Origin of the sequence: Mesorhizobium sp. B2-1-3A (genome assembly GCF_006442655.1) — a bacterium.
Lineage (GTDB): Bacteria > Pseudomonadota > Alphaproteobacteria > Rhizobiales > Rhizobiaceae > Mesorhizobium.
In genome coordinates, this window is sequence record NZ_VFWK01000001.1 from 519,798 (window position 1) to 546,556 (window position 26,759).

Annotated in this window: 25 protein-coding genes; 4 read left to right on the forward strand and 21 right to left on the reverse strand. The window is 62.3% G+C overall.

The features are described 5' to 3' along the window. Positions 1 to 98: 98 nt before the first annotated feature. The 3 genes from FJ977_RS02655 to FJ977_RS02665 all read right to left on the reverse strand — a co-directional run bounded on the left by FJ977_RS02655 (position 99) and on the right by FJ977_RS02665 (position 1,251). Entirely contained in the window at positions 99 to 332 is a 234-nt protein-coding gene (locus FJ977_RS02655; RefSeq protein WP_140768295.1) for a DUF680 domain-containing protein, read from the reverse strand. 440 nt (positions 333 to 772) lie between these two features. Beyond that, positions 773 to 1,000, reverse strand: coding sequence for a DUF680 domain-containing protein (locus tag FJ977_RS02660; protein ID WP_056563096.1), 228 nt, complete (start codon positions 998 to 1,000; stop codon positions 773 to 775). Positions 1,001 to 1,047: 47 nt separating this feature from the next. Continuing rightward, a complete protein-coding gene (locus FJ977_RS02665; protein ID WP_140768297.1) occupies positions 1,048 to 1,251 on the reverse strand; it encodes a DUF680 domain-containing protein in 204 nt (67 codons plus the stop codon). Between the two features lie 480 nt (positions 1,252 to 1,731). Here FJ977_RS02665 and FJ977_RS02670 point away from each other — a divergent pair, with 480 nt between their 5' ends. Both FJ977_RS02670 and FJ977_RS02675 read left to right on the forward strand, forming a co-directional pair. After that, the gene (locus FJ977_RS02670; protein WP_140768299.1) at positions 1,732 to 2,400 is read left to right on the forward strand and encodes a response regulator; all 669 of its coding nucleotides are present in this window, start codon (positions 1,732 to 1,734) and stop codon (positions 2,398 to 2,400) included. Continuing rightward, the gene (locus FJ977_RS02675) at positions 2,390 to 3,742 is read left to right on the forward strand and encodes a sensor histidine kinase (protein WP_140768301.1); all 1,353 of its coding nucleotides are present in this window, start codon (positions 2,390 to 2,392) and stop codon (positions 3,740 to 3,742) included. The genes FJ977_RS02670 and FJ977_RS02675 overlap by 11 nt, the downstream gene beginning before the upstream one ends. 48 nt (positions 3,743 to 3,790) lie before the next feature. Here FJ977_RS02675 and FJ977_RS02680 read toward each other — a convergent pair whose 3' ends face one another. From FJ977_RS02680 to FJ977_RS02740, 13 genes are all read right to left on the reverse strand, one after another. Then, entirely contained in the window at positions 3,791 to 4,669 is an 879-nt protein-coding gene (locus FJ977_RS02680) for an ABC transporter permease (protein ID WP_140768303.1), read from the reverse strand. A 13-nt stretch (positions 4,670 to 4,682) separates the two neighbouring features. Further along, positions 4,683 to 5,537, reverse strand: a complete 855-nt coding sequence (locus FJ977_RS02685) for an ABC transporter ATP-binding protein (protein WP_140768305.1) — start codon at positions 5,535 to 5,537, stop codon at positions 4,683 to 4,685. A 160-nt stretch (positions 5,538 to 5,697) separates the two neighbouring features. Further along, positions 5,698 to 6,711 (reverse strand): ABC transporter substrate-binding protein, encoded by a 1,014-nt coding sequence (locus FJ977_RS02690; RefSeq protein WP_140768307.1) that lies wholly within the window; start codon positions 6,709 to 6,711, stop codon positions 5,698 to 5,700. A gap of 169 nt (positions 6,712 to 6,880) precedes the next feature. Next, positions 6,881 to 7,660: a 4-hydroxy-tetrahydrodipicolinate reductase gene (gene dapB / locus FJ977_RS02695; RefSeq protein ID WP_140768309.1), complete on the reverse strand. Its 780-nt coding sequence runs from the start codon at positions 7,658 to 7,660 to the stop codon at positions 6,881 to 6,883. An 8-nt stretch (positions 7,661 to 7,668) separates the two neighbouring features. Next, the gene (locus tag FJ977_RS02700) at positions 7,669 to 9,762 is read right to left on the reverse strand and encodes an ATP-dependent helicase (RefSeq protein WP_140768311.1); all 2,094 of its coding nucleotides are present in this window, start codon (positions 9,760 to 9,762) and stop codon (positions 7,669 to 7,671) included. A gap of 294 nt (positions 9,763 to 10,056) precedes the next feature. After that, positions 10,057 to 11,100, reverse strand: a complete 1,044-nt coding sequence (locus FJ977_RS02705; protein WP_140768313.1) for a beta-eliminating lyase-related protein — start codon at positions 11,098 to 11,100, stop codon at positions 10,057 to 10,059. After that, positions 11,097 to 12,119, reverse strand: a complete 1,023-nt coding sequence (locus FJ977_RS02710) for a succinylglutamate desuccinylase/aspartoacylase family protein (RefSeq protein ID WP_140768315.1) — start codon at positions 12,117 to 12,119, stop codon at positions 11,097 to 11,099. The genes FJ977_RS02705 and FJ977_RS02710 overlap by 4 nt, the downstream gene beginning before the upstream one ends. An 81-nt stretch (positions 12,120 to 12,200) precedes the next feature. Further along, the gene (locus tag FJ977_RS02715) at positions 12,201 to 13,760 is read right to left on the reverse strand and encodes an ABC transporter substrate-binding protein (protein ID WP_181179510.1); all 1,560 of its coding nucleotides are present in this window, start codon (positions 13,758 to 13,760) and stop codon (positions 12,201 to 12,203) included. A gap of 25 nt (positions 13,761 to 13,785) precedes the next feature. Next, positions 13,786 to 14,451, reverse strand: a complete 666-nt coding sequence (locus FJ977_RS02720) for a GntR family transcriptional regulator (RefSeq protein ID WP_181179513.1) — start codon at positions 14,449 to 14,451, stop codon at positions 13,786 to 13,788. A gap of 311 nt (positions 14,452 to 14,762) precedes the next feature. After that, positions 14,763 to 14,924 (reverse strand): hypothetical protein, encoded by a 162-nt coding sequence (locus tag FJ977_RS02725; protein WP_246682803.1) that lies wholly within the window; start codon positions 14,922 to 14,924, stop codon positions 14,763 to 14,765. 332 nt (positions 14,925 to 15,256) lie between these two features. Then, positions 15,257 to 16,417: a M20 aminoacylase family protein gene (locus FJ977_RS02730; RefSeq protein ID WP_140768321.1), complete on the reverse strand. Its 1,161-nt coding sequence runs from the start codon at positions 16,415 to 16,417 to the stop codon at positions 15,257 to 15,259. A gap of 4 nt (positions 16,418 to 16,421) precedes the next feature. Further along, positions 16,422 to 17,654 (reverse strand): Zn-dependent hydrolase, encoded by a 1,233-nt coding sequence (locus FJ977_RS02735; protein WP_140768323.1) that lies wholly within the window; start codon positions 17,652 to 17,654, stop codon positions 16,422 to 16,424. Beyond that, positions 17,651 to 18,859, reverse strand: a complete 1,209-nt coding sequence (locus FJ977_RS02740; protein WP_140768325.1) for a diaminopropionate ammonia-lyase — start codon at positions 18,857 to 18,859, stop codon at positions 17,651 to 17,653. The genes FJ977_RS02735 and FJ977_RS02740 overlap by 4 nt, the downstream gene beginning before the upstream one ends. 104 nt (positions 18,860 to 18,963) lie before the next feature. Here FJ977_RS02740 and FJ977_RS02745 point away from each other — a divergent pair, with 104 nt between their 5' ends. Both FJ977_RS02745 and FJ977_RS02750 read left to right on the forward strand, forming a co-directional pair. Continuing rightward, the gene (locus FJ977_RS02745) at positions 18,964 to 19,443 is read left to right on the forward strand and encodes an Lrp/AsnC family transcriptional regulator (RefSeq protein WP_246682804.1); all 480 of its coding nucleotides are present in this window, start codon (positions 18,964 to 18,966) and stop codon (positions 19,441 to 19,443) included. A gap of 81 nt (positions 19,444 to 19,524) precedes the next feature. Next, positions 19,525 to 20,667, forward strand: coding sequence for an NAD(P)/FAD-dependent oxidoreductase (locus FJ977_RS02750; protein ID WP_140768329.1), 1,143 nt, complete (start codon positions 19,525 to 19,527; stop codon positions 20,665 to 20,667). 22 nt (positions 20,668 to 20,689) lie between these two features. Here FJ977_RS02750 and FJ977_RS02755 read toward each other — a convergent pair whose 3' ends face one another. The 5 genes from FJ977_RS02755 to FJ977_RS02775 form a co-directional block, all read right to left on the reverse strand. Further along, complete coding sequence (locus FJ977_RS02755; RefSeq protein WP_140768331.1) at positions 20,690 to 22,798, reverse strand: molybdopterin oxidoreductase family protein; 2,109 nt, start codon at positions 22,796 to 22,798, stop codon at positions 20,690 to 20,692. 210 nt (positions 22,799 to 23,008) lie between these two features. Beyond that, entirely contained in the window at positions 23,009 to 24,886 is a 1,878-nt protein-coding gene (locus FJ977_RS02760; protein ID WP_140768333.1) for an ABC-F family ATP-binding cassette domain-containing protein, read from the reverse strand. Positions 24,887 to 25,023: 137 nt separating this feature from the next. Beyond that, a complete protein-coding gene (locus FJ977_RS02765) occupies positions 25,024 to 25,482 on the reverse strand; it encodes a MucR family transcriptional regulator (RefSeq protein ID WP_181179516.1) in 459 nt (152 codons plus the stop codon). A gap of 152 nt (positions 25,483 to 25,634) precedes the next feature. After that, positions 25,635 to 25,838: a hypothetical protein gene (locus tag FJ977_RS02770; RefSeq protein WP_140768334.1), complete on the reverse strand. Its 204-nt coding sequence runs from the start codon at positions 25,836 to 25,838 to the stop codon at positions 25,635 to 25,637. Continuing rightward, positions 25,831 to 26,757 (reverse strand): DMT family transporter, encoded by a 927-nt coding sequence (locus tag FJ977_RS02775; RefSeq protein WP_140768336.1) that lies wholly within the window; start codon positions 26,755 to 26,757, stop codon positions 25,831 to 25,833. The genes FJ977_RS02770 and FJ977_RS02775 overlap by 8 nt, the downstream gene beginning before the upstream one ends. Between the last annotated feature and the right edge of the window lie 2 nt (positions 26,758 to 26,759).

Consider the following 26,759-nt stretch of genomic DNA (forward strand, 5'->3'; position numbering starts at 1 on the left):
TGGCCAAACCGATGCCACCTGCCCTGTCGCACAAAAAACAAGAGCGGCGGGCAGGCCCACCGCTCTTTGTTATTGTCGAAGCCTGCTTGAGCGTCGGCTCAGTTGCCCCAGATACCCTGGCCGGATTCCGGCTGGTTTGAATCGGGCGTCAGCTTGAAGCCGTGATGCTCGACCGGCTTGCGGATCGAAGCCGTGTGGCTGTGGTCGATATTGCCGGCGGGCGCCGTGATGGCCGGCTGGTTGACGTTGTCCGAATTATAATGGTCGCTGCCGGCAAAGGCGGTGCCCGTGGCAACGAGGATGGCGGCGGCAGTAAGTGCGATCTTGGTCATTTTCTTTACTCCAGTATTTCCAGTTCTGTCCGTCTAGTGGCGTGCCCTTGGGAGGAATTTCGCGTCGCTCGGACAGGCTGGAAGTGGTTTTTTCATTCGCCGACTTCCAATCACGAAGATGTTCCATCACACACCGGATCGAGACGTCCGACCTCGGCCAAATGGCAGAACACCAGAAATTTTATTTAACAATATCATATGGTTATAGGAAATCGCCCAATACATGGCACGGCGATTTGCTGAATCAGCAGTCCCCATCCGCTCACGGCTCGTCAACATAAGTTGAACCGACCGGTTCGATTTCGATCAACCCCCATGTGAACCGCTGGAGCCCTGCCATCCCCATAACCCGATCGGCATTGGCACTTATACCCATGCACATAAAACAAGAGCGGCGGGCCAAGCCCACCGCTCTTTGTCGTCTACCGTGGTTTGAAGGATTAACGGCCCCAGATGCCCTGGCCCGACTGAGCCGGCACGTTGGCATTGGCGTCGCCCTGTACCTTTACGGACTTGGCGATCGAACCGGTATGCGTGTTGTCGACGTTGGAGATCGACTGGTTGGCAACCGGCTGGTTGACATTGTTGGAACCATAATTGTCGCTGCCGGCAAAAGCGGTGCCCGTGGCAACAAGGATGGCGGCGGCGGTAAGAGCGATCTTGGTCATTTTAAGTACTCCTGAATTCGAGATGGAATTGATGTCGACAGTCGCGATTAGCGGCCGAAGAGGTTGCGGTCAGCGCCCTGCGGAGCCTGGGTCTGGACGGTTGCGGTCGACTTCGAGATCGAAGCGGTGACCGAATGGTCGACAGTGGCGGCGGGCTGATTGACGTTGGCCGAGTTAAAGTTGTCGCTGCCGGCGAAAGCGGTGCCCGTGGCAACGAGGATGGCGGCGGCGGTAAGAGCGATCTTGGTCATTTTCTTTACTCCAGTATTTATCTGTCCTGTCCGTCTAGTGGCGTGCCCTTGGGAGGAATTTCGCGTCGCTCGGACCACCCCGAAGTAGGGAATGCCTTTTGGGATTTCCAGTCGCCCCGGTCCTGCAGGATTTCGTTATATTATAGACAATGAATATTGCGGCGCGGCAAACCCGGCGCAAATTATCCAATCATTTCATTCTGTTAAACTCTTCCCTTCTGACGAAGGCCTAGTGATTTTGGAGGCCATTGTTCACCGTTTGCGGTACAATCTGTCAATCAGAACCGAACCGTTCGGTTCGATTTGTGTGCGGAAACAGGCTGACTTGAACCAGGAAGGGTCTGCTGTTACCCCGCGCCAGAGCCGCATTTGTCTTGCGTTGCGATCGATACTGTCGCTCATTCAAGAAAGATCAGGGGTGCCGCGGCCGATCAAGCCTTGGGCGTTCCGCTGGGAGATGGGATCCGGGCCGCCATAGATATGCGACTGCTGCTTGTTGAGGACAATCGTGAACTCGCCGACTGGTTGGGCAAGACCTTGCGCCAGGCGAATTACGTGGTCGACATCGTCCATGACGGCGAGGATGTCGAGCATGCGCTGGCGGCGGGCGATCATGCGCTTGTCATCCTCGACCTGGCACTGCCGCGCATGGGCGGGATGGAGGTGCTGCGCATGCTGCGGACACGCGGCAACGCAGTGCCGGTCATCGTGCTGACCGCCAACGCCAGTCTCGATGGCCGGGTCAAAGGCCTCAACGAAGGCGCGGACGACTATCTCGCCAAGCCGTTTCAGATCGAGGAGCTCGAAGCACGCATCCGCGTGCAGCTGCGCCGCGCCAATGACCGCACCGCGCCTGTCGTTACCTGCGGCGATCTCGTTTTCGACACCAACACGCGGCTGTTTTCGCTCGCCGGCGAAATGCTGGCACTGACGCCGCGAGAACACGCGGTGCTCGAACAATTGATGGTGAAGGCCGGGCGTACCGTGAGCAAGGCCGCACTGTCGGCTGCCATCTACGACTTCGAGACCGATGCGGATCCAAGCGCCATCGAGATCTATGTGCACCGTGTGCGCAAGAAGCTCGAAGGGTCACGGGTCCAGATCGCCACCTTGCGCGGCCTCGGCTATCTGTTGCGCCATGAGGATTAACAGTCTTCGGCTGCAATTGCTGGCCTGGGTGGTGCTGCCGCTCGCCGGGCTGGCGACCATCAATCTATGGACCAGCCAGCGCAATGCGCTGGCGACCGCCGATCTGGTTACCGACCGAATGCTGGTCGGCTCGGCGCGGGCGATTGCCGAGCAGGTCGCGATGGTCGATGGCGTGCTCGACGCAACGGTGCCTCCGGCTGCCATCGAGATGTTCGACACCGGCGACCGCGACAGCGTCTATTACCGGGTCGAGACCGCCGGCGGGCGCTTGCTGACCGGCTATCCGGACCTCCCCGAGGCGCCGCAGCATGCCAGCGTCGGGGCCAGCTATCGCGACCACGCGCTACGGCTCCTTACCCTCAGCCATGCCGTCATCGGTGCCGGCGACGACTCGCCGATATCGGTCACCGTGGGCGTTACGCTTGCCGGCCATGACGCGATGGTGAAGCGGCTGTGGTTCAGTGCCTTTGCCCAGCAGCTGGCTCTGGTGGCGATTGCCGGCGTGTTCGTGCTGCTCGGCCTGCGCCGGGGCCTGGCGCCGCTGATCCGGCTGCGCGACGCGGTGCGCTCGCCGAGCCGCAGCGATCTCGACCCGGTTGAAGTGCCGGGCGCGCAAAGCGAGATCCGGCCGCTGATCGACGCGCTGAACGTCTACATGGAGCGCGTGCGGGGGCAGATGGCGGCGCAGCGCCGCTTCATCGCCAATGCCGCCCACCAGTTGCGCACGCCGCTGGCGCTGCTTTCGACGCAGGCGAGCTATGCCTTGAGGGAAACTGTGCCCGACGCACGCCAGGAAGCGCTGGTGGCGCTGCAGGCCAGCTCCGGCAAGCTGGCCCGGCTGGCCGAACAGTTGCTCACCTTATCGCGGGCCGAGCCCGGCAGCCGGCGGCCACGCGCCGATCGCATCGACCTGACCGAGGCCGCCAGGCACGTGCTGGAAACGCAGGCGCCGGCGGCGATCGCCCGCAATATCGATCTCGGCCTTGAAGAGACCGGCCCGGTGCCGGTCGTCGGCGACGGCACCATGCTGCGCGAAATGATCGTGAACCTCGTTGACAATGCGCTACGCTATTCCTCGTCAGGCGGCAGCGTCACGGTGAGACTGGCGGCCGTCGATGGCGAAGCCGCGCTGACAGTCGCCGATGACGGGCCTGGCATTCCGCCGGACGAAAGAGACCATGTGTTCGAGCGCTTCTACCGCATCGCCGGTTCGACCGAGGAAGGCAGCGGCCTGGGGCTCGCCATCGTGCGCGAGGTCGTCGAAAACGCCGGCGGCCGCGTCACCCTGCGGGATGGAGCGGCCGGCGGTCTGGTGGTCGAGGTCAGGTTGCCCCTTGCCTGACCCGAGCCCAGCGCCAGGCGCCGGGCTCGTACCGTCGTCAAAACGAAGTCAGGTGCCTTGCTCGTTGAAGGGCGCCGGGCGCCATTTGACGACATAGTTCTCGAAGCGGGTGATGATGAACTCCACCACCAGCGCCATGACAGCCAGGATGATCATGGCGGCGAAAACGCCATTGGCGTTGAAGGCACCCTGCGCGGTCGAGATCAGCAGGCCCATGCCTTGCTTGGCCCCGAGGAACTCGCCGACGACGGCACCAACCAGGGCAAAGCCGAAGCTGACATGCAGGCTGGCGAGGATCCAGCTCATCGCCGAGGGGATGATCACCGAGGTGGTGATCTGGAACGTCGACGCGCCGAGGATCTGGGCGTTGGCGATCATCGCACGGTCGGCCTCGCGCACGCCCTGAAAGGCGTTGGCGAAGACGACGAAGAACACCATCACCACCGCAAGCGCTACCTTCGAGGCCATGCCAAGGCCGAGCGCGATGATGAACACGGAGCCCAGCACAACGCGCGGCACCGAATTGGCGATCTTGATGTAGATCGAGAAGACATCCGCCAAGAGCCGGTTGCGGCCAAGGATGATGCCGGCGGCGATACCGCCAACGGCGCCGATGACGAAGCCGAGGAAGGTCTCCTCCAGCGTCACATACATCTGCAGCCAGAGCGACCCTTGCGACGTGCCCTCGGTGACCCACACCCAGATCTGGTCCCAGATGCCGGAAGGGCTGGCGAAGAAGAACGGGTCGATGACATTGTAGTCGGCGCCGAGTTCCCACAGGCCGAGGAAAACGACCAGGATCGCCAGGCGCAGGCCGATGACGAGCGCATGGCGGCGGCGCAGCCGCGCCCGCGCCCGGGCTTCGGCAACGGCGATCGAAGCATCGCGGACGGCGGCCTGATTGGCGGTCGGAGAGATTGCGGTCATGCTGTTTCTCCTTTCAATGGCTGGCCTGCCGGCCACGGCTCTGGCCGAGTTGCACTTCCTCGCGCAAATCGCTCCAGATCACCTTGGCGATCTCGATGAATTTCGGGTCGTAGCGGATGTCGGCCATGACGCGCGGTCGCGGCAGGTCGATGCGGTAGACGCTCTTGACCGTGCCCGGCCCGGCGGTCAGCACATAGACCTTGTCGGCCAGTGCCACCGCCTCTTCCAGGTCGTGTGTGACGAAGACGACAGAGGATTTCTGCTCCGACCACAGGTCGAGCAACTCGTCCTGCATGGCGGTGCGCGTCTGCATGTCGAGCGCGCTGAACGGCTCGTCCATCAAGAGGATCTTGGGCTGGTTGATGAAGGTCTGCGCTAGTGCGACGCGCTTGCGCATGCCGCCCGAAAGCTGGTGCGGATAGTGCTTTTCGAAGCGGCCGAGCCCGACGCGGGCGATCCAGTCGCGCGCCCGTTCATAGGCCTGTGCTTTCGGCGTGCCACGATAGAGCGGACCGGCGGCGACATTGTCGAGGACGCTGCGCCACGGGAACAGCGCATCGGCCTGGAAGACGAAACCAATGTCGCGGCTGATGTCGGTGACCGGATTGCCCATGACGCGGACATTACCGGTCGTCGGCCGCAGCAGTCCGGTGACGAGGTTGAGCGTCGTGGACTTGCCGCAGCCGGTCGGCCCGACCACGCAAGCGAATTCGCCGCGCGCCACGGTCATGGTGAAGTCTCGGATCGCCGTCATCATATGGCCGTCGGGCGTGACGAAGCGCAGCGTCACATCATCGATGGCGATAGCGGCGTCGGCGGGTGGCGCGGCCTGAGACAGCTTCTCGGCCGCCATGGTTTGCACTTGCATGGCGCACTCCTGAGGTGTTGGCGCGGAGACGCCGCCGGTCGCCCAGCAGAGCCTCCCGTCATCGGCATCCGGAAAGGCGCCGCTGCCGAACTGATTCAGCCAAGCGGCGCAACTTGTTGTTCTTCAACGCGGAGCGGAAACCCGCACCCGTCGGACGGCGCTATTTGGCGGCGTCGACGAATTCCGTCGTGAAGGTCTTCGACAGGTCGATCTGCTTGCCCTGGAGGCTCTTGGAGAAAGTCGACAGAACTTTCAGCACCGTCTCCGGGCCATCGGCCGGCATGCGGCCGTCGGGCGTGAACATCGCCTTGCCGCCGGCCAGGCCCTGCACATAGAGGTCCTTGTTGCCGGCGTAATAGTCCTTCGGCATCTTGTCGGCGATTTCCTCGGCCGAATGCGTGGCGATGAATTTCATCGTCTTGACGAAGGCATGGGCGAGTTTTTGGGCCTCGTCCTTGTGGCCTTCCAGCCAGGAAGACTGGACATAGAAGGACGCCGCCGGATAGTCGCCGCCCAGCGCTTCCCTGGTCTTTTCGGGCGTGCGCATGTCGACCAGCACACTGGCCTCGCCGGTCTTGAGCAATTGCGCGATGGTCGGCTCGGTGGTCATGCCGGCCTGGATCTGATCCTGTTTGACGGCGGCGATGAAGGTGTTGCCGGCGCCGACCGGCAGCAGCGTGTAGTCGCCGGGCTTCAACCCGTTGCGCACGGCAAGGTACTGGGTGAGGAAATCGGTCGAGGAGCCGAGACCGGTGACGCCGAGCGTGGCGCCCTTGAAATCGGCCGGCGACTTGATCTCGGGATGCTTGGCGGAGACCAGCTCGACCTCGCCCGGCGCCTGGCTGAACTGGACGATCGACTGGATGTACTTGCCCTTGGACTGCAGGTCGACAGTGTGGTCGTAGAAGCCGACGACACCCTGCACGGCACCGGCCAACAATTCGTTTTCGGCCTCGACGCCGGCACGGGAATTAACGAGCTCGACATCAAGCCCTTCATCCTTGAAGTAGCCGAGCTGCTGGGTGAGCATGGCCGGCAGGTAGATCTGCTTTTCCATGCCGCCGACGATGATGGTGATCTTGTCCGCCGCCGATGCTGCCGTCGCACCAGTGGCAACGAGGGCAAGCGTCAGGGCTGCTGAACGCAAAACGCGTTTCGAGATGAAACCGGTCACTTTATTTCCTCCACCTGGGCGGCGCGCCATCCCGGCTGTGCCGCATTCCTCCTTGCCGGCCGCTCCCGCACCGGTCACACGGCGAACGCCGCTAGCCGTCATTGCACGCCCAAGCTTTCAGCTGGCTTTCAGTCGTTTTGACGGTTGTTGAAAGGGAAGCCGCCGTGGGTCACGAGGCGGCAAAACCAAGCACGTCGCGCATATCGTATTCGCCGGGTGACCGATCGGCGACCCAAAGTGCCGCGGCGATCGCGCCACGGGCGAACATGATGCGGTCGCCGGCCGCATGCGACAAGGTAACGAGTTCACCCTCGGTACAGAAGCTGACGCTGTGCTCGCCGATTATGCTGCCGCCACGTGCCACCGCAAAACCGATCTCGCCGGCCGGACGTGCGCCGATGAGCCCGTCGCGAACGCGCCTTGCGACCGCGTCCAGTTCGACACCGCGTCCGCCGGCAACGGCCTGCCCCAGCATCAGTGCGGTGCCCGACGGCGCATCGACCTTGTGGCGATGATGCGCCTCGAAAATCTCGGCATCCCAGTCATTGGCATCGAGCGCTCTCGCCGCCTGTTCCACCAATCCGACCAGCATATTGAGCCCGAGCGAAAAACTGCCGGAGCGGACAATGGGAATCGTTTTCGCGGCGTCGGCGATATCAGCCAGTTCGGCGGCATCGAAACCCGTCGAACCAACCACCAAAGCGGGGCCGCCCCGGTTTGCGCAAAACCGCGCCAGGTCGGCCGAAGCCGCCGGCGTGGTGAAATCGATCACCACGTCGGCCATGGCAAGCGCGTCGTCGCGGCTCACCAGCCCGTCGCCGACACTATCCGGGCGATGAAAGCGTGCAACGAGCGCCAGCCGCGGATCGGCCTGCACGGCCTCCACCATCTGGCGGCCCATGCGGCCCAACGCGCCGGCGATGGCGATCCTGACCGGTGGCCGCGCCATGATTTCAGCTATTTCCACATGCCGCGCATGCGCGCGCCGATGTCGACGCGCACTTCCGGCCGGGGCACCCTGCCCTGCGCCGCTTGTACGCCCGGCCACGACATCTGCTGGAACGCGGCGAGGATCGAGGCCGGGATAAAACGCGTGCGCGAGGCGTAGAGATGGCGGTCGCCGCGTGCCGCCTGGCCATGCGGAAAGAAGCGCTGCGGCATGACCAGGTTGAGGCTGTCCTTGGCCCGCGTCATCGCCACGTAGAGCAGCCGGCGCTCCTCCTCGACATCCTCCTTTGTGCCGACACCGAGATCGGCCGGAATGCAGCCATCGACCGTGTTGAGCACGAAGACGTTCTTCCATTCCTGGCCCTTGGCCGAATGGATGGTTGACAGGATCAGATAGTCCTCGTCGCGATGTGGCGGTCCAGCCTGGTCGCTGGTGGCGTCCGGCGGATCGAGGGTCAGCTCGGTCAGGAACCGTTCGCGCGAGGCGTAGCCCGAGCCGATCTGCTCGAGCTGCAGCAGGTCGGCACGGCGCGTGATGACATCCTCATGGATGCGCTCCAGATGCGGCTCGTACCAGAGCCTGACCTGTTCGAGATCCGCAGGCCATTTGGCGCCGGCCCGCAGGCCGGAATAGAGCGCGACGAAGCTCGGCCAGTCGTCCGCCGCGCGTTGTGGCGGCCGCCAGCCGGCCAGCCCCATCGCCTCATCAAGTGCTGTCGTCATCGTCTCGACGATCTGTGCCGCGGCTGAAGGGCCGATCCCCGGCATCAGCTGCAGCACGCGGAAGCCGGCGACGCGGTCGCGCGGATTTTCGGCGAAGCGCAACACCGCCAGCACGTCCTTGACATGGGCGGCATCGAGGAATTTCAGCCCGCCGAACTTGATGAAGGGAATGTTGCGCCGCGTCAGCTCGATCTCCAGCGGCCCGCTATGGTGCGAGGCGCGAAACAGCACCGCCTGCGATTTCAGTGCCGTGCCGGCCTCACGCTCGGCAAGGATCGTATCGCAGACGAAGTTCGCCTGCTCGACCTCGTCGCGCACGGTGACCAGCCTTGGCTTGTCGGTGGATTTGCGCTCCGACCACAGGTTCTTGGTGAAGCGCTCCGAAGCCTCGCCGATCACCGCATTGGCGGCCGCCAGAATGGTCTCGGTCGAGCGGTAGTTGCGCTCCAGCATCACCACATCGGCGGCCTGCGCGAACTGTTTTGGAAAATCGAGGATATTACGCACCTCCGCGGCGCGGAAGGAATAGATCGACTGCGCATCGTCGCCGACCACCGTCAGCCCGGCACCGTCGGGTTTCAACGCCATGAGGATCGACGCCTGCAGCCGGTTGGTATCCTGGTATTCGTCGACCAGCACATGGTCGAAACGCCCGCCCAGATGCGCCGCGATTTCCGGCTCGGCCGCCATCTGCGCCCAGTAAAGCAGCAGATCGTCGTAATCGAGCACGTTCTGCGCCTGCTTGGCCTCGACATAACCGGCGAACAGCTGCTTCAGTTCTCCCGCCCAGCCGGCGCACCAGGGGAAGGCCGCCCCCAACACTTCGCCGAGCGGCGCCTGGGCGTTGACGGCGCGCGAGTAGATGGCAAGGCAGGTGCCCTTGGTCGGGAAGCGAGCCTCGGTCTTGGAGAAGCCGAGCTCGTGACGCACGAGATTCATCAGGTCGGCGGAATCCTCGCGATCATGGATGGTGAAGGCCGGGTCGAGGCCGATCTCCAGCGCATAGTCGCGCAACAGCCGCGCGCCTATGCCGTGAAAGGTCCCGGCCCAAGTCAGCGCATCGGTGATGACAGCGGCGTCGCGGCCGAGCACCTCGCCGGCGATACGCTCGACACGTTTTGCCATTTCGGATGCGGCGCGGCGCGAAAAGGTCATCAGCAGGATGCGGCGCGGGTCGGCTCCCCTGACTATGAGATGGGCGACGCGATGCGCCAGCGTGTTGGTCTTGCCCGAGCCCGCGCCGGCAATGACCAGCAACGGCCCTGCGATCTTGCCGTCACCATGCTCGACGGCCTGACGCTGAGCATCGTTCAGCCGGGCGAGATAGGCAGGCTGGGCAGGCGGCTCCAGAAAAGTCGAATCATGGGCGGCAAGGTTCATCGCCCATCAAGCATCGTTTCCGCTTTGTTCGCAACAAGGAAGCGGTGATATGCCATAGCGAAGCAGAGCCACCCGAGGAGCGGGATTTGGTTCCCGGCCGACTGCCGAGGGCCGCGCGGCAAGGATAGAGAGCTGCGACGCTTCCGCGAGCGAAACGCCTGGCGACTCCAGCCCGCGCCAGACCGTTGAGTGACAAAAGCACCGACTTGGTGGCTCAACGCCACGTCGGATTCACCACCGCTTCAAGCGCCGATTGCCGGCATTGCCGCCAAGGCCTTACGGCTTGCTTGGTGATCATCGATCATTTGTGTAAATCGCATTGATGATCGCCTCAGCCAATCTTTCAACATCGTCTGTATTGGTGGCGTAAGACATAACGAACCTTGCAGTTATCCCTTCGTTCTCTTCATCTATCAAATAGAATTTGAATCCACATTTTCGCAGACGTTCATATGTGCCCATGTCAGCTTTCAGGAAGACCATGTTGGTCTGCGCTGGGTAGCAAGGCGCTATGCCGTTTTGCGAGAGTGCATCTCCCAACCGACACGCCATCGCGTTCGCGTGTCGGGCTGACTCCCTCCAAAGGTCATTGTCGAAATAGGCTTCGAGCTGGGCCGCAAGAAACCACAGGCGGGAGGGCAAATGGCCTGACCGCTTCATCAATCGCTTGAAATCATCGGCCAGGTCATGCTCGAAGAAAACAACAACCTCAGTCCCTATCGCGCCGCCCTTCGTCGCACCAAGGCACAGGACGTCGACGCCCGCGCGCCAGGTAAGCTCGGCAGGAGTCGAGCCAGATGCCACGACGACATTGGCGAATCGAGTGCCGTCCATATGCACTGCCGCGTCATGGCCTTTGGCCCAGCTGGCCAGCCGCAACACTTCATCCGCTGAATAGTATGTCCCGACTTCCGTTGCCTGACTTAGCGAAAGCGCGGTCGTTCGCAATTGGTGCACGTCATCAAGAAATCCGAAGCCACGGGCGCAGGTTTCGGTATCCAGTTTTCCATTCTTGCCATCCAGAGCTTTCAGCCTTCCCTGGCTGTGAAACTCGACCGCGCCGCATTCATCCCGATAGACATGCGATAACCTATGGCAAAGAATCTGACCGAAACGTCCGGACATCTGGGCGAGAGCGAGGGCGTTTGCCGCGGTTCCCGTCAGAATTGGAAATGCCGCAACCTCGTGCTCGAATATTTCGGCAAGTCTTTCTTCCAACCTGCCTGTGATTTGATCGTCACCATAGGCGTCCATCCACATGCCGCCTCCTTGGACGGCTGCTTCAAGGATTTGTGGTAACGGCGGAGCGACATTGTCGGATCGAAAATCCTTGTTCATTCCGAGGCCAGGATTTCCTCACGCGAAACATCGGTCAGCAGGTGACCAAGGCAGTCGCCCCTGCGAACCCTGCCGATGGCCCGGCTGCAAATCCATGTTCCGGATTCCGGGAAAAATACCCGCACCCCGGCTTGCACCGGGGTTTCAGGATTGAGGATTGTGCCCGCAAGGTCGCCCCTCCCGACCTCGTCGCCCAGGGCGGCGGCGGGTTCAAAGATTCCGTCGCGATCGGCATAGAAATAATGCCGCTGGCTCGCGTTCATCAGCCGGCTTTCGATCTCCTCTTTCCATTCGCTTGCCAGCGGAAGAATTTTCAGATGCGCCATAAGGCGGTACATTGCGCGCTCGGCCACCCGGGTGGCCTGTCTGGAAATCCTGCCGCCACCGCCGAATTCGCCACTGAGGTAGACAACGCCGTTTCGGTACGCGGCACGGCCGGCCTCCGATCCCTGGGGTATACCCTTGTGAGCCCAGGCGATGGGAGCATTCATGAACTCAAGTGCATCGAGAGTATCTGCCGCCTTGTCGGGATCGTCGGAAACAGTCGCATAAGTGCATGGCATATATTCCAGGGAGCTGCCGCCTGAATGGAAGTCGAAGAAGACGTCACACATCGGCAGGATGGTGTTTGCTATGTAATCGGCGATCCGGGACGTGGGATTGTCGGAAATCGAGTCGCCAAAACAGCGGTTCAGGTTTCCGCCGTCGAGTGGAGACACTCGTGATCCCTCCAGCGCGGCCGGCAGATTTGCCGCCGGCAACACGATGATGCGGCCCGACACCGAGTCTGCATCCAAGGTCTGGATCAGGCGGGTCAGGATTGCCTGGCCCTCATATTCGTCCCCGTGCGACCCGGCCATCAACAGCAGCGTCGGTCCGCTTCCGTTCTTGAAAAGCGAGATAGGGATCGGAACGATCCCGTAAGCGGAGCGATGGACGGAATGCTCCAGGTTCAGGAAAGAATCCTGCCGTCCAGCACGGTTCCAGTCGATGTCCGTCCACAGCGGCGACAATGACAAATCTTCCTCCTGCTCAAAAAGATCCCATCATGGAGAACAGGGTTGATCCGGCTCTCCATGAGATCTCCATCGCTTGTGGTGTCAGGCCGAGAACCAGACGCGCTCGGCGGCGCGGTCACCCGACAAGTCCGAGACGGCACTCGGCTCAAATCCATGAACGCGAGAACTTCTTGCATCCAGGAAGTCGGCAAATACGGGGATTACGCTGGGTCCTTCATTGTTGAGAATTGCCTGCATCTCACCGTAGATTTCCTTGCGCTTGCCGAAATCCAATGCCGATTTCCCTTCTGCAAGAAGCTTGTCGAATTTCTCGTTTGACCAGTAGGACTCGTTCCATGATGCGCCCGATTTGTAGATAAGCGAGAACGTCTGATCGATCGGCCGGGTCAGCCAGACCGACATGCAGAAGGGCTTTTTCATCCAGGTATCCGTCCAGTAGCCGTCCGCCGGCCGCCGCTGGACTTTGAGATTCACATCGCCCGCAGACGCGCCGTTTTGATAAATGGTGGCCATGTCGATCGCCTCAGGGAAAGCGGCGTCGGACGTGAATAGATCAAGTGACAGCGAATCCAGACCAGCCTGCTTCAGATAGAATTTCGACTTGTCCGGATCGAACTGATGCTGTGGCAGCTCGGCGTTGTAGTAAGGGCTCAAGGGAGAAATCGGTTGGTCGTTTCCAATGATGCCCAAGCCCTTGAACATGAGGTCCAGGACCTTCTGGCGGTCAAACGCGTATTTGAGGGCCAGTCGCACATTGTTGTCGGACGTAGGCTTGACGTTGTCGAGCGCGATGAACGTCCAGTGAATTCCGCCAGGGCTGCGTACGATTTCAATGTTGGGAATCGCAGCCATGAGGCCGGCAATCTTGCGGTCCACGCGGTTGATGATGTCCGCCGCACCGCTCCTCAAAGCCGTGACGCGGGCGGTCGCATCATTCATCACCGTGGTCTCGACCGCATCAACATGCGCCCGATCAGGCTTCCAGTAGTTTTCATTGCGTTCCACGATCGAGCGAATTCCCGGTTCGAAAACACGCAGTTTGTACCCGCCGGTCCCGACAAGATTTTTGAAATCGGTGAACCCATCGGGAACGATCATCGCGTGATAGTCCGAGAACGCGTACATGAAGTCCGCATTCGGAGCGTCCAGTTCGATTGTCAGCTGGTTCTTGCCATCGGCTTTCACGTCCTTGATCGAGTTGAAAATAGCCTTCGCGCCTGATGAGGTTTCCCCTCGATGCAGGTTGATCGAATAGATAACGTCAGCAGCTTCGAGCGTCTTGCCATTGTGAAATTGCACATCCCTGCGCAAATTGACGATCCAGGACTGGGCGCCTTTCGTCTCCCAACTCTCGGCAAGCTCGGAGACGAGCTTGTTGTCTGGCGTTATCTCGACCAGCTGGTTGCAAATGGAGACACCGACGTTTCGAGCCACTGTTTCGGCGTATGTTCGTGGATCCAGCGAGTCGCCCGAGCTTCCGCCCGCCAGCGCCATGCGCAAGGTACCACCCTTCTTCGGCGCCTCGGCGCGAGCGCTTCCAATTCCGACACCGGCAACAGTTGCAGCAAGTCCAAGTTTGGCCGCGCCCGACAGGATTTCGCGTCGCGTTGGCGACCAGCGCAAATCGGATGGCAGTTTCATGGCATTCCCCTTTGTTGATTGTTTGTCAGGCTGACCGACGGCGCAGTTCGGCAAAATCGCGCAGATCGTCCGCAAGGCTGCTTTCGCCGTGCTCGCGAATTGCTTTTTCGGCAACATTCGGATCGCCCGACAGAATTGCCTCGACGATCGGGCGATGCCAGCTGGTCAGGTCTATTCGGCTTGGCCAATGACTTTCCGACCAGCGATAGAGCCACTCGACTTTGTTTGAGAGGCCGAAATATTGGCGGGACAAACTGGCATGCCCCGCAAGATCAACAATCGTCCTGTGGAAACCGAGATCCGCATCGACGCGCTCGCCGCTGTCCTCGCTGGCCTCCGCCTGTTGAAGGCGGGCAAATGCCGCCTTCAATTTGCTCTCGATTTCCTTGTTTTTGCCAACAGCGACCAGACGAGCTCCAAGGCCCTCAAGAGCGCCACGAAGCGTGTAGGTCTCCCATAGCTCTTTCTCGGATATGTCTCGAACCGACCAGCCGGAGTACGGCTGCTTCACGATCAAGTCTTCCGTCTCCAGGGCGGAGAGGGCCGCACGGACGGTGCCACGGCCCGTACCAAGCTGTTCCGACAGGTCAATTTCGGTAAGCCGAGCCCCCGGCAAGAGCCGCCCGTGCAGTATCTCGATACGAAGCTGGGCAGCGGCTCTGTCCACAAAACTGAGTTTGTCGATTTTCATATCGGTCTCCAGCGCTATGCTTGGCGATTGTCGACAATCGATAATCGCCAAGCATGGTGCTGTCAATCGTCTTCCAGATCGATTTGGATGGCCTTTCGGTGCGTGGAGCCGGACTCTTCTTGTTAGCGCATGGGACGGAGGGAACGCCTGCATCAATCCATCGCCAGCAGCGATGGTCTGCGACCTCGGCCATCGGTCAGAACACTCCGTCGTGTTCCCCGCAGGCGATGCGGCCTTGCACGTGCTGCTTCACGTTCATACCGGCGCAGCATGCTGCATTGTGGAAATGAGATGATACTCGAGAACGTGGACTAACGCTCGAGTCTCTCCGGTATTTCGGCGATGCATTCCTCGAGACGCTTCAGGCGGAACTTGGCATTGCGAAGTTCGTGTCCTGCTTCAAGCCGCCGATGCCTCCCTTGAGAGGAAGTCGTCATCAGGTCGCGCTCCAGTTCGGCGATGCGCGCGCGCACCTGCCGTGCCTCCTCCTGACGCAACGCCTTTATCCAGCTCCGCCCGCGCATCTGTCTTCCCGCAACACCCCAAAGACCTGCGGCTTGCATGCCAGAAAGACCCTAATTTCCTGCAAGTGCGAATATTCTAAATTTAATTAGTGCTAATTTAGCAGGCGTTCGCCGCAAGGAAGAAGGCCGGCGCCGCTTGGGAGGTGTCTGATAGCGCCGGCCAGGCGGATATCAGGTCCGCCGCAGGGTAAGGCTAGCTGAGTCTTGCCGCGACGTCATGCGGGATCGCGGATCTCGGCCTTTTCGAGGCGTTTTCCCCCGCCAAATGCATCCGTAGCCTGTCAAACCTCAAGCCGTAGCCGGGCGATGGCGACATGGAAATTGGCGCCGAACAACAGCCCGTCATCGTTGAAGTCATAGCTGGAATTGTGGAGCGGTGCCGAAGCCTCGCCATTGCCGAGGAAGACGAAGCAGCCCGGCACGTGATCAAGGAAACGGGCAAAGTCCTCCGATGCCGTCATCGGCTCCCGGGCGACCGCGATATTGCCGGGCTCGAAGACATTTCCCGCGGCGGCGAAGGCCGCATCAACCAGTTCGGCATCGTTACGCAAAGGCACGAATTCGCGCGTATAGGTAACCTCCGCGGCAACATTGTAGGCAGCAGCGGTACCCTGGGCGATGACGCGCATCTGGCGTTCGATCCCGGCGCTGACCTCGGGATGGAAGCTGCGGGCATCGCCAAGGATGCGGGCAAGACCGGGCAATGCATTGCGCGTGCCGTCGGTGATCAATTCGGTCACCGAAACCACCGCTATGTCGGCTGGGCTCAGCCGGCGTGAGACAATGGTCTGCAGATTGGTGACCAGCGCGCAGGCGGCGACCAGTGTCTCGTTGCCCGAATGCGGCCGCGCCGCGTGGCCGCCGATCCCCTTCAGCACGATCTCGAAATTGTCCTCCGCCGACATCGCGGGACCGGCGCGGGTCTCGAAGTGCCCGACGGGAAGGCCGGGCATGTTGTGCAGGCCAAATATCTCGTCGAAGGGGAAGCGCTGCATCAGGCCATCGTCGAGCATGGCCAGGGCGCCCCTGCCCCACTCCTCGGCCGGCTGGAAGATGAAGCGCACGGTGCCGTCGAAACCGCCCTCGCTTGCCAGCAGCTTGGCCGCGCCAAGCAGCATGGCGGTGTGACCGTCATGGCCGCAAGCATGCATTATTCCTGCATTGCCGGAGCGATAGGGCGCGCTCGATTGCTCTGATATGCGCAGCGCATCCATGTCGGCCCGCAGCGCGATAGCGCGGTTGCCGTTGCCGCGCTTCAACGTGCCGACGACGCCGGTGCCACCGACACCCTCGGCGACATCGTCGAGGCCGAATTCGCGCAGTTTGGCCGCGACGAAGGCAGATGTGCGTTTCTCCTCGAAGCCGAATTCCGGGTGCGCGTGCAGGTCGCGCCGCCAACCGGTCATCTCGCGCTTCAGCGTTTCGAGATCGAGTTCAGCCATGTCCTCACCCTTCGAATTCGGCAAGCTCGGTGATCACATCAAGCAGGATGTTGGCGCCGGCAACAAGCTCGGCATCCTCGGTGTGCTCAAGCGGGCTGTGGCTGATGCCTCCGGCGCTCGGCACGAAAATCATCGCCGCCGGGGCGATGCGCGCGATCATCTGCGCGTCATGGCCGGCGCCCGAGGTCATGCGCCTTGAAACGAGCCCGCGCTTCCTCGCGGCGGTCTCGATCAGCTCGACCACTCGGCGGTCGAAGACAACCGGCTCGAAGCGCGCGAGCCTTTCGACCGTCACGGCGATGCCCTCGACGGCGAGTTGTTCGAGAAAGGCGGCCAGCGCCGCCTCTTCCGCCTGCAAGCGCTGCTCATCGGGATCGCGCAGATCGACTGTGAAGACGGCGCGCGATGGAATGACGTTGATGGCGTTCGGCTCCAGGCGCATCGTGCCGACCGTGGCAACGGTTGGCGCGTTGGACGCCGCTGCCCGGTCATGCAGGAAGGTGACGACGCGTGCCGCGGCATATCCGGCGTCGCGGCGCATCGACATCGGCGTGGTGCCGGCATGGTTGGCGACGCCATCGAGGGTGATGCGCTGCCAGGAGATGCCTTGCAGCGTCTCCACCGCGCCGATTGGAATGCCTTCGCGCTCCAGCACCGGCCCCTGTTCGATATGCAGCTCGACATAGATGTGCGGCTTGAGAAAGCCCGGTTCGCGGTCGCCGGCATAGCCGATGCGGACGAGTTCCTGCCCAAGCGTGCTGCCGTCGGTCCCGACAGCGGCGAGTGCCGCCTCGACATCGACGCCGCCGGCATGGACCAGCGAGCCCATCATGTCGGGAGAGAAGCGTACGCCTTCCTCATTGGTGAAGGCCGCGACGGCGAGCGGGCGCGACGGCGAGAGGCCCGACGCCTTCAGCGTCTCGATCACCTCCAGCCCGGCAAGCACGCCGTAGCAGCCATCATAGATACCAGCGTCGATGACGGTGTCGATATGCGAACCGATCAGCAGCGGCGCCTTGCCTGCGTTGCCGGCGCTTTGCCAGATGCCGAAAATGTTGCCGATACGGTCGATGGCAACATCGAGCCCAGCCTGGCGCAGCCAGCCGACGAAAAGATCGCGGCCTTGCCTGTCGGTGTCGGAAGCGGCCAGCCGGGTCAGCCTGCCCTCACTGTCGCGGCCGATCGCGCCCAGTTCTCGGATGCGGCCAAGCAGGCGCTGTGCATCGACGGCGATCATGGTGTTGCCTCGGCGGCAAGCTTGCCGGCCAGCACATCGGCCGGGCTCATGCCGACCAGTTCGGCATAGCGATGCGGGTCGGTGGCGCCTTCGGTGTTGATCACCAGCACCCGGGATTTGCCGTCAAGGCCGAGGTCGGCCTTGTTTTCGGCCATCGCCCGGATCAGCCCGGCAAGGCCGACGCCGCCGCTCTCGCCAGAGACGATCACCGGATCGTCGCCGGCCGGCCGTGCCAGCCGCCGCATCACCGCAACGGCGTCGTCCTCGTCCACGGTCATGAAGGCATCGGCGGCGCGCGCCAGCACACGCCAGGCGACCTGCGAGGCCTCGTAGCATTCAAGCATCGCCATGACAGTCGGCTGATCGTGCGCCACCTTGACCACACGCCCAGCCACAGCGGCTGCGACGATGCATGCGGCACGCGCGGGCTCGACGACAGTGAAGGTTGGCCTGGCTTCGCCAAGCACGATGGCGAGATGGCCCGCCACCGCGGCGGCAATGCCGCCAACGCCGGCCTGGACGAAGACGTGGGTTGGCGGTTCGCTGAGCTGGCGCAGCGCTTCGCGCACGATCGCCGTATAGCCCTGCATCACAAGGCCAGGAATGCGTTCATAACCCGGCCATGACGTATCCGACACCACGGTCCAGCCCTTCTCGGCCGCGACTTCGGCGGCTTGCCTGACCGAATCGTCATAATTGCCGTCGACACGAACCATCTCCGCGCCATAGCGCACTATTGCCGAGATGCGCTCGTCGCTGACCCCGGCATGGACAAAGATCACGGACCTGGCGCCGGCAAGCTCGGCGCCTTGCGCGACAGAGCGGCCATGATTGCCGTCGGTGGCGCAGGCAAAAGTCATCTGTGCGGCGACCGCGCGAACATCGGCTCGATCGAGATCACCGACAACGACAGATCGGCCAAGGCGCTTGCCTGCCTGCTCCAGCACCAGTTGGAAGACCGCATAGGCGCCGCCCAGCGCCTTGAAGCTGCCGAGGCCGAGACGAAAGCCCTCGTCCTTGACGTGCAATGCGCCAAGGCCGAATTCACTCGCCAGAGCCGGCAGCGCGTGCAGTGGCGTCATTGTGTGATTTTCACGGTGGGCAAGGAAGCGCTCGATCGTGTCCGCGCCCTTGACCCCGAGGATTTCGGCATCGGCCACATCAAGCGGCTTACCGTGCAAGGCATTGCGATTGAGTAGGAACACTGGCGGTCTCCTTGGCAGTCAGCGAGAATATATTGCAAGGCAGGCGCAAAGAGCGCTGTAATTAGGCCTTCAAAATGCAAGTTTCTTTCGCCGGGATAGCTCCATTGCCTCCATCGCCGCCCCCGCTCGACAGTTTCGACCTCGCCATCCTTGCCATCCTGCAACGGGACAATACCACGCCGCAGAGGCTGATCGGCGAAGCAGTGAACCTGTCGGCGCCAGCGGTACAGCGGCGCATCAAGCGCATGGAGCAGACCGGCGTCATCGCCGCCAATGTCGCGGTCATCGAACCCGCGACAGTCGGCCAACCCATCACCATCTTCGTCGAGGTGGAACTGGAGAGCGAACGCACCGAACTGATCGACGCCGCCAAGCGGCAATTCTCCGAAACGCCTGAAGTGCAGCAATGCTATTACGTCACCGGCGAAGCCGACTTCATCCTCGTCATCACCGTGGCCGACATGGGCGCCTATGAGGCGCTGACGCGAAAACTGTTCTTCGGCAGCAACAATGTCCGGAAATTCCGTACCTTCGTCGCCATGGACCGCGTCAAGGTCGGGCTGACGGTGCCGTTGCCGGACTGAGCCTTGTAGGCAGGCAGGACTCCGGCCAGGCCGCCATGCTTTTGACATTCTCAGGACGCGAATTGAGCGGCGGAGGCGCGCTTGGACGACACCATCCCAGTTGCTATCATCGGTGCCGGGCCGGCGGGCTTGGCTGTTGCCGCATGCCTGCGCCAGGCCGGTGTCGACTTCATAATCATCGAAAAAGAGCAGCAGGCCGCACCCGCATGGCGGCGGCACTACGAGCGCGTCCACCTGCATACCACCAAGCGCTTTTCGTCCCTGCCCTTCGCGCCCTTCCCGAAGCATTATCCACGTTATGTGCCGCGCGATCTCTTCGTCGACTATATCGATGCCTATGCGCAACGCTTCGACCTGCGACCCCAATTTGGGGAAACGGTGAAGGCGATCGCCCGGGAGGACCACGGCTGGCGTGTGGAGGCGACATCCGGTCCGTTGCGCGCCAGGCATGTGGTGATTGCGTCAGGCTACAATGCCGAGCCCTTGCGACCCGGATTTGCCGGCATCGACACCTTTACGGGCAAGACATTGCACAGCGCCGACTATCGCAATGCCACGCCTTTCGCCGGCCAGTCGGTGCTGGTCGTCGGCATGGGCAACACCGGCGCGGAGATTGCGCTCGACCTGGCCGAAAACGGTGCACGACCGACGATTTCCGTGCGCGGCGGCGTTCATATCGTGCCGCGCGAACTGTTCGGCGTGCCCATCCAGATGGTCGGCATGGCGGCGCGGCTGGGGCCGCAACGCGTCAATGACGTTCTCTTCCCGATCATCCTCGACCTGGTGCTGGGAAGGCCGGAAAAATATGGGCTCAAACGGCCGAGACAAGGACTGCTGCAACAGATTGCGGTCGCATCGCGCATTCCGGTGATCGATGTGGGCACCATCGACAAGATCCGCGAAGGCGCGATCAAGGTCGCGCCCGATATCGCCGAGATCTCGGAACGCGGCGCCCGTTTCGCCGACGGCAAGCACGGCGAATTCGACGCGATCATCTTCGCCACCGGTTTCCGGCCGGGCTATGCCAAATTTCTCGAGCCCGGCATCCAGCCGGGCCGCAGTGGCGTCACCGCACAGGCCTCGGATCTCGGCCTCTACCTCGTTGGCTTCCACAATGCGGTCACCGGGTTGTTGCGCGAGATCGCGATCGAAGCCCAGGCGATCGCCGATGACATCCATCACCGGCTGAACAGAAAAAAGGCCACCGAAATCCTGCCGGTATAGTCGGCCCAGCGCTTCGCCCGGCTCAACTTGCCTTGCGCAGCCAGACCTTGTTGTCGTGGAAGGCGGCGCCGCCATAGGGCGCCGGCGCATCAGCGCCGGTCAGCACATTGATGCCCTCGCCCCGCTCATGCGCGCTGTTTGGCCAGATGCCTTCGGCGATCACCACGCCGCGCTTGATGCCGTCGAAGAATTTCGCGTGCAGCACCAGGTCGCCCCGCCGGTTGCCGACCTCGACACGATCGCCATCGGCAAGTCCAAGGTCCGCCGCATCGTCGGGATGCAGGAGCAGTGCGGGCCTACCTTCCTTTTCCTTCGACACCGGCGTCTCGGCAAAAGTCGAGTTGAGGAAGTTGCGCGCCGGCGAGGTCGTCAGCCGGAACGGATGCGCCTCGTCGGCGACCTCGATCAGATCGACATGGTCGGGAAATTCGGGCAGGCGCTCCACCGGTCCGAACAGGCCCATGCTCTTCGGCGGCCGGTTGGGAGCCGCCTGACCGGTCCAGTCGGCACGGAAACGGAATTTTCCATCCGCGTGGCCAAATCCTCTAATGAAATGCGCGGTCTCGAAATCAGGCTGCAAATCGACCCATTTCTGCTCCTTCAAGCTGTCGAAGCTGCCCAACCCGCGCTTGCCGAGAATGATGTCGATGTGCTGCTGTTCGGTCAGGCCAAAGCCCGGCCGATCGGCGACTCCGAGGCGCTCGGCCAGTTGCTCGATAACGAAATGGTTGGTTCGCGGCCCTTCCGGCGGGTCGATCAGCTTCGGACCGAGCGTGATGTGCTGGTTGCCGCCGCCCCTGTAGACATCGTCATGCTCGAGGAACATCGTCGCCGGCAGCACCACATCGGCGAGCTTGGCCGTGTCGGTCATGAATTGCTCGTGCACGCAAGTGAACAGGTCTTCGCGGAGAAAGCCCTGCTTCACCAGCCGCTGCTCGGGCGCGACATTCACCGGATTGGTGTTCTGGATCAGCATGGCCGTCACCGGCGGTCCGCCATAGAGCGCGTCACTGGCACCGGTCAGCACCGGCCCGATGCGCGAATGGTCGAGATAGCGGATCGAGGGATCGCGCATCCTTGAGCCCTCCAGCACGTCCTGATTGAGCTTGAAGATGCCGGAATTGGAATGGAAGGCGCCGCCGCCCTCATATTGCCAGCTGCCGGTGACCGCGGCGATGCAGGACGCGGCATGCATGTTCACCGCGCCATTGCGCTGACGGGCAAAGCCATAGCCGAGGCGGAAATAGGTTTTCCTGGTCGTGCCGACCAAGCGGGCAAAGGCCTCGATTTCGGCCACTGAAAGGCCGGTGATCCCGGCTGCCCACTCCGGCGTGCGCGTCCTCAGATGCTCTTCCAACCCCTTCGAGTCATCGGTGTATCTTTCGAGATAGGCACGGTCGGCCAAGCCTTCCCTGAACAGCACATGCATGACCGCGCAAGCCAGCGCGCCGTCAGTGCCGGGCTTCAGGACCAGGCCCATATCGGCCTGCCTCATGGTCGCGTTTTCATAAACGTCGATGACGACGATTTTAGCGCCGCGCTCCTTGCGCGCCTTGATGGCATGGGTCATCACATTGACCTGGGTAACCACCGCGTTGGTGCCCCAGATCACCACGCAGTCGGATTTGGCCATCTCGCGCGGGTCCGGCCCGCGCAAGGCGCCCGCCCCCATCATCCAGCCGGTCCAGGCCAGATTGGTGCAGATCGACCCGAAGAAGCCCGAATACTTTTTGGCGTGGCGCAACCGGTGGATGCCGTCGCGCTGAACCAGTCCCATCGTGCCGGCATAGAAATAGGGCCACACCGTCTCCGAGCCGTATTCCTCTTCGGCCGCGACGAACTTTTCGGCGACGAGGTCCAGTGCCGCCTCCCAGCTCGCTTCCTTCCACAGCCTGTCGCCCTTGGCGCCGGCCCTCACCAGCGGCTTCAGCAGCCGGTCGGGATGATGGACGCGGTCGGCGTAGCGGGCGACCTTGGCGCAGACCACCCCCGATGTGTAGCTGTTGGCCTTGGCGCCATGGACGCGGCCGATGCGGTTGCCATCGAGCAGTTCGACCTCGAGCGCGCAAGTTGACGGGCAATCATGCGGACAGGCCGAATGGCCGATGCGGAGCTTGGCGTGCTGGTTCATGGGGGGTGTTTAGCGGGTTTTGCGGGTGGCGTGTAGGGCCAGAAGGAGCCTTCCCTTCTCCCCTTGCGGGAGAAGGTGGATCGGCGCGCAGCGCCGAGACGGATGAGGGTGTTCCAGCGGAGTGAGGCGTTGGCGTTCCCTGGAACACCCCTCATCCGACCTCGCTTCGCGAGGCCACCTTCTCCCACAAGGGGAGAAGGAAGAACGCTCCTACTCCGCCGTGCCTTCCTCATACTCCGCCGACATGGTCAGCCATTTTTCCTCGTGGCCGGCCAGCGTCTGGGCAAGCTGCGAGCGCTCCTTGGCCAGGCGTGTCGCGGTCGACGGGTCCTTTTCGTAGATCGCCGGGTTGGCCAACTCGTCCTCGATGCCGTCGATGCGCTTGCGGATGCGGTCCATCAGCGCCTCGGTGGCGCGGATTTCCTTGGCCAGCGGCTCGAAAGCGGCGCGGCGCGCGGCCGCATCGCGGCGGCGGTCAGCTTTTGACGCCTTGTCGGCCTCGCGCTTGCCGCGGCGGTCGCCGGACACGCCGGTGACCAGCGTCTTGTAGTCCTCCAGGTCGCCATCATACGGGTTGACCGCGCCGTCCTTCACCAGCCACAGCCGGTCGGCGGTCGCCTCCAGCAGGTGGCGGTCGTGCGAGATCAGGATGACGGCGCCGGGAAACTCGTTGAGCGCATGGATCAGCGATTCACGGCTGTCGATGTCGAGGTGGTTGGTCGGTTCGTCGAGGATGAACAGGTTCGGCCCCTCGAAGGCCGACAGGCCCATCAACAGCCGCGCCTTCTCGCCGCCGGACAAGTCCTTGGCGGGCGTATTCATCTTCTCGGTGGTGAGACCGAACTGGGCGACGCGGCCGCGCACCTTGGATTCCGGCGCCTCCGGCATCAGCCGGCGGACATGCTCATAGGCGTTTTCCTCTGGACGGAGATCGTCGAGCTGGTGCTGGGCGAAGATCGCCACCTTCAGCCCGGGCGCCACCGTCATGGTGCCGCTCTCCTGCTTGAGCCGGCCTGACAGCAATTTGGCGAAGGTCGACTTGCCGTTGCCGTTGGCGCCGAGCAGCGCGATGCGGTCGTCGGCGTCGATGCGCAGCGTCATCTTCTTCAGGATCGGCTGGCCTTCGGTGTAGCCGACATTGACGTTGTTCAGCGCCACGATCGGCGAGGCGACCGTCTTCACCGGCTCGGGGAAGGAGAACGGCCGCACCGAATCGTTCACGATGGCCGCGATCGGCTTCATCTTTTCCAGCGCCTTGATGCGCGACTGCGCCTGCCTCGCCTTGGAGGCCTTGGCGCGGAAGCGCTCGACAAAGGATTCCATATGCTTGCGGGCGGCTTCCTGCTTGACCCTGCCCTTTTCCTGCAATTCCTTCTGCTCGGTATATTGGCGCTCGAACTGGTCGTAGCCGCCGCGCCAGAAGGTCAGCTTCTTCTGATCGAGATGAACGATCGAATTGACGGCGCGGTTGAGCAGGTCGCGATCGTGCGAAATCAGAAGCACCGTGTGCGGATACTTCGACACATAGTTCTCCAGCCACAGCGTGCCTTCGAGATCGAGATAGTTGGTCGGCTCGTCGAGCAGCAGCAGATCGGGCTCTGAAAACAGCACGGCGGCGAGCGCCACGCGCATGCGCCAGCCGCCGGAGAAGGACGAGGCCGGACGGCGCTGCGCCGCATCGTCGAAGCCGAGGCCGGCCAGGATGGTGGCCGCACGGGACTCGGCCGAATGCGCGTCGATGTCGGCCAGCCGCATGTGGATGTCGGCGATGCGGTGCGGATCGGTGGCGGTCTTTTCCTCTTCGAGCAGCGCCGTACGCTCAAGGTCGGCCTTGAGCACGATCTCGATCAGCGGCTCCTCGGTTCCCGGCGCTTCCTGCGCCACCTGGCCGATGCGCGTGTTCTTGGGCAGGCTGATCGAGCCTGTCTCGGAGGGAAAATCGCCGGTGATCGCCTTGAACAGCGTCGTCTTGCCGGTGCCGTTGCGACCGACAAGGCCGGCCTTGGTGCCGGCCGGCAAGGTCAGCGAGGCATGGTCGAGAAGCAGGCGCCCGGCCATGCGGAGCGAAAGGTCATTGATGATCAGCATGGCCGCGCTTTTGCACCGGACATCGACGCTTCGCAAGACCTTGCGGACCGGTTGGCCGCACAAGGTCTGAAAACGGCGCATGCAATTGCGCCGTCACAGCCGCCGATCAATGGCTCGCCGAGCCGGCCGGCAAGGCCTCAGGCCGTGGCCTTGCCACGCTTTGTCGCCTTGGCGACGGTGGCCGGTGCCGCCGGCTTGCGGCCAAGTCCCGTCGACTTCGCCAGCGCCGACCGGGTCGCCGAGTAGTTCGGAGCAACCATCGGATAGTCCGGCGGCAAGCCCCATTTGGCCCGGTAATCGTCCGGGCTCAAACCATAGTCTGTCCTGAGGTGTCGCTTGAGCGACTTGAATTTCTTTCCATCCTCAAGGCAGACGATGTAATCGGGAAACACCGACTTTTTCGGATTGACAGCCGGAACCAGGCTCGGGCTTTCCACGACGGCCGCGCCAGCCAGCTTTCGAACCGAGGCGCTGACGCTGGCAATCAGGTCAGGCAGGCCGGAGGCCGGAAGCGGATTGTTGCCTACATAGGCCGAGACAATATCGGCCGTCAGCTCGATAACGGTCTTATCCTCGATATTTGACAAATCTTTCATCCTATTTGCGACAAAGTCATCCACCCCAGCGAAGACTTTTGTCGATGTATCTCTTTAACCTCGTCCCCCAACGGGCCGCCAAGTTCCAAAACGAATCAAGACTTGGCGTCAACTACTTTTATGGAAAATCGACGTCACGCAAATTAGAAAATCTAATACTTGGAAGCGGCAGACTTGGTCGTCCGGCCGTCGGCCAATATCTCAAGAATACGCTTCCAGCGGGCACAGCGCCCGAAATCCTTCTGTTCAATCGCCTTTTCCGCCTTCATCGCTGCGTAAAGCGGTGCCTCGATGCCGAATTCCTTGATCAGCCAATGCGCTTCCTGCCTGGCGAGACGTTCATTTTCGTCAAACATGGTCTTGTGCCTCCGAACGTTCCAGGCCGATCGCTATACAACTGCCGATGACAAGGACGGCTCCGGCGATAGCGGTCGTCGTCAGTCGTTCGCCGGACAGGGTCAGCAGCAACGTCGACGCGATCGGCGTGAGATAGGCGATGACAGCGACCTTGCCGCTGCCTTCGAGCTTCAAGGCGCGTGACCAGAGGTAATAACCCAGGCCCATAGGGCCGGCGCCAAGATAGAGCCCAAGGGCCAGATCCATGCCGGTGGGCCATGCAACGCCTTCGCGAGCCGACCATAAAAGTGTCAAGGCGATGCCGACCAGCGACGAGGGCAGCAACAGCCGCTCGGGCGAAGTGGCGAGCCGTCCCACCATCACCGAATAGAAGGCCATGCACAGCGCAGACCCGAACGCGGCGAAATAGCCGACAAGATCGCCCTGGAACCAGGCGCTTTCACGCCCTCCCGAAATCACCAGTGCGACGCCGACGAACCCAAGTGCCGCGGCAAGCCCCAGCAAAGCCGGACGCCGCGGATTTTCGAAGACGATCACCGCCGCGGCCACCATCAATGGCCAAGTGTAGGCCACGAGATTGGCTTCGATCACTGGCATCGATGCGAAGGCAACATATTGCAGCACCATGGTGCCGACCAGACCGATAAGGCCGACCGCGAAAGGCGCGAGTGCGGCCCGGGGCGCCACCGGCGGAGCCCTCTCTAGGCTCATGAACCGGATCAGGGCGAAGACCAGTGCGGCGCCCGCAAATTGCAGGAACTGCACCTGCGACACCGGATGGGTCGCCAGCAGGGATTTGCCGACCAACGCATTGGTCGACCACAAGGCCACCGCGCCGGTGGCGAAGACCAGCGCGGATATCGAGCCTGATCCATGCCGAAAGAATCGGCATGGGGCTCTATCTCCAGGCTCGACCATGA

Excerpts from the sequence above, each read along its gene's own strand:
- FJ977_RS02660 (WP_056563096.1), bottom strand. The coding sequence starts at position 1,000 with ATGACCAAGATCGCTCTTACCGCCGCCGCCATCCTTGTTGCCACGGGC.
- FJ977_RS02730 (WP_140768321.1), bottom strand. The coding sequence starts at position 16,417 with ATGGCTGAACTCGATCTCGAAACGCTGAAGCGCGAGATGACCGGTTGG.
- FJ977_RS02680 (WP_140768303.1), bottom strand. The coding sequence starts at position 4,669 with ATGACCGCAATCTCTCCGACCGCCAATCAGGCCGCCGTCCGCGATGCT.
- FJ977_RS02755 (WP_140768331.1), bottom strand. The coding sequence starts at position 22,798 with ATGAACCAGCACGCCAAGCTCCGCATCGGCCATTCGGCCTGTCCGCAT.
- FJ977_RS02770 (WP_140768334.1), bottom strand. The coding sequence starts at position 25,838 with ATGTTTGACGAAAATGAACGTCTCGCCAGGCAGGAAGCGCATTGGCTG.
- FJ977_RS02675 (WP_140768301.1), top strand. The coding sequence starts at position 2,390 with ATGAGGATTAACAGTCTTCGGCTGCAATTGCTGGCCTGGGTGGTGCTG.
- FJ977_RS02670 (WP_140768299.1), top strand. The coding sequence starts at position 1,732 with ATGCGACTGCTGCTTGTTGAGGACAATCGTGAACTCGCCGACTGGTTG.
- FJ977_RS02700 (WP_140768311.1), bottom strand. The coding sequence starts at position 9,762 with ATGAACCTTGCCGCCCATGATTCGACTTTTCTGGAGCCGCCTGCCCAG.
- FJ977_RS02760 (WP_140768333.1), bottom strand. The coding sequence starts at position 24,886 with ATGCTGATCATCAATGACCTTTCGCTCCGCATGGCCGGGCGCCTGCTT.
- FJ977_RS02775 (WP_140768336.1), bottom strand. The coding sequence starts at position 26,757 with ATGGTCGAGCCTGGAGATAGAGCCCCATGCCGATTCTTTCGGCATGGA.
- FJ977_RS02715 (WP_181179510.1), bottom strand. The coding sequence starts at position 13,760 with ATGAAACTGCCATCCGATTTGCGCTGGTCGCCAACGCGACGCGAAATC.
- FJ977_RS02720 (WP_181179513.1), bottom strand. The coding sequence starts at position 14,451 with ATGAAAATCGACAAACTCAGTTTTGTGGACAGAGCCGCTGCCCAGCTT.
- dapB (WP_140768309.1), bottom strand. The coding sequence starts at position 7,660 with ATGGCGCGGCCACCGGTCAGGATCGCCATCGCCGGCGCGTTGGGCCGC.
- FJ977_RS02665 (WP_140768297.1), bottom strand. The coding sequence starts at position 1,251 with ATGACCAAGATCGCTCTTACCGCCGCCGCCATCCTCGTTGCCACGGGC.
- FJ977_RS02705 (WP_140768313.1), bottom strand. The coding sequence starts at position 11,100 with ATGAACAAGGATTTTCGATCCGACAATGTCGCTCCGCCGTTACCACAA.
- FJ977_RS02735 (WP_140768323.1), bottom strand. The coding sequence starts at position 17,654 with ATGATCGCCGTCGATGCACAGCGCCTGCTTGGCCGCATCCGAGAACTG.
- FJ977_RS02655 (WP_140768295.1), bottom strand. The coding sequence starts at position 332 with ATGACCAAGATCGCACTTACTGCCGCCGCCATCCTCGTTGCCACGGGC.
- FJ977_RS02765 (WP_181179516.1), bottom strand. The coding sequence starts at position 25,482 with ATGAAAGATTTGTCAAATATCGAGGATAAGACCGTTATCGAGCTGACG.
- FJ977_RS02685 (WP_140768305.1), bottom strand. The coding sequence starts at position 5,537 with ATGCAAGTGCAAACCATGGCGGCCGAGAAGCTGTCTCAGGCCGCGCCA.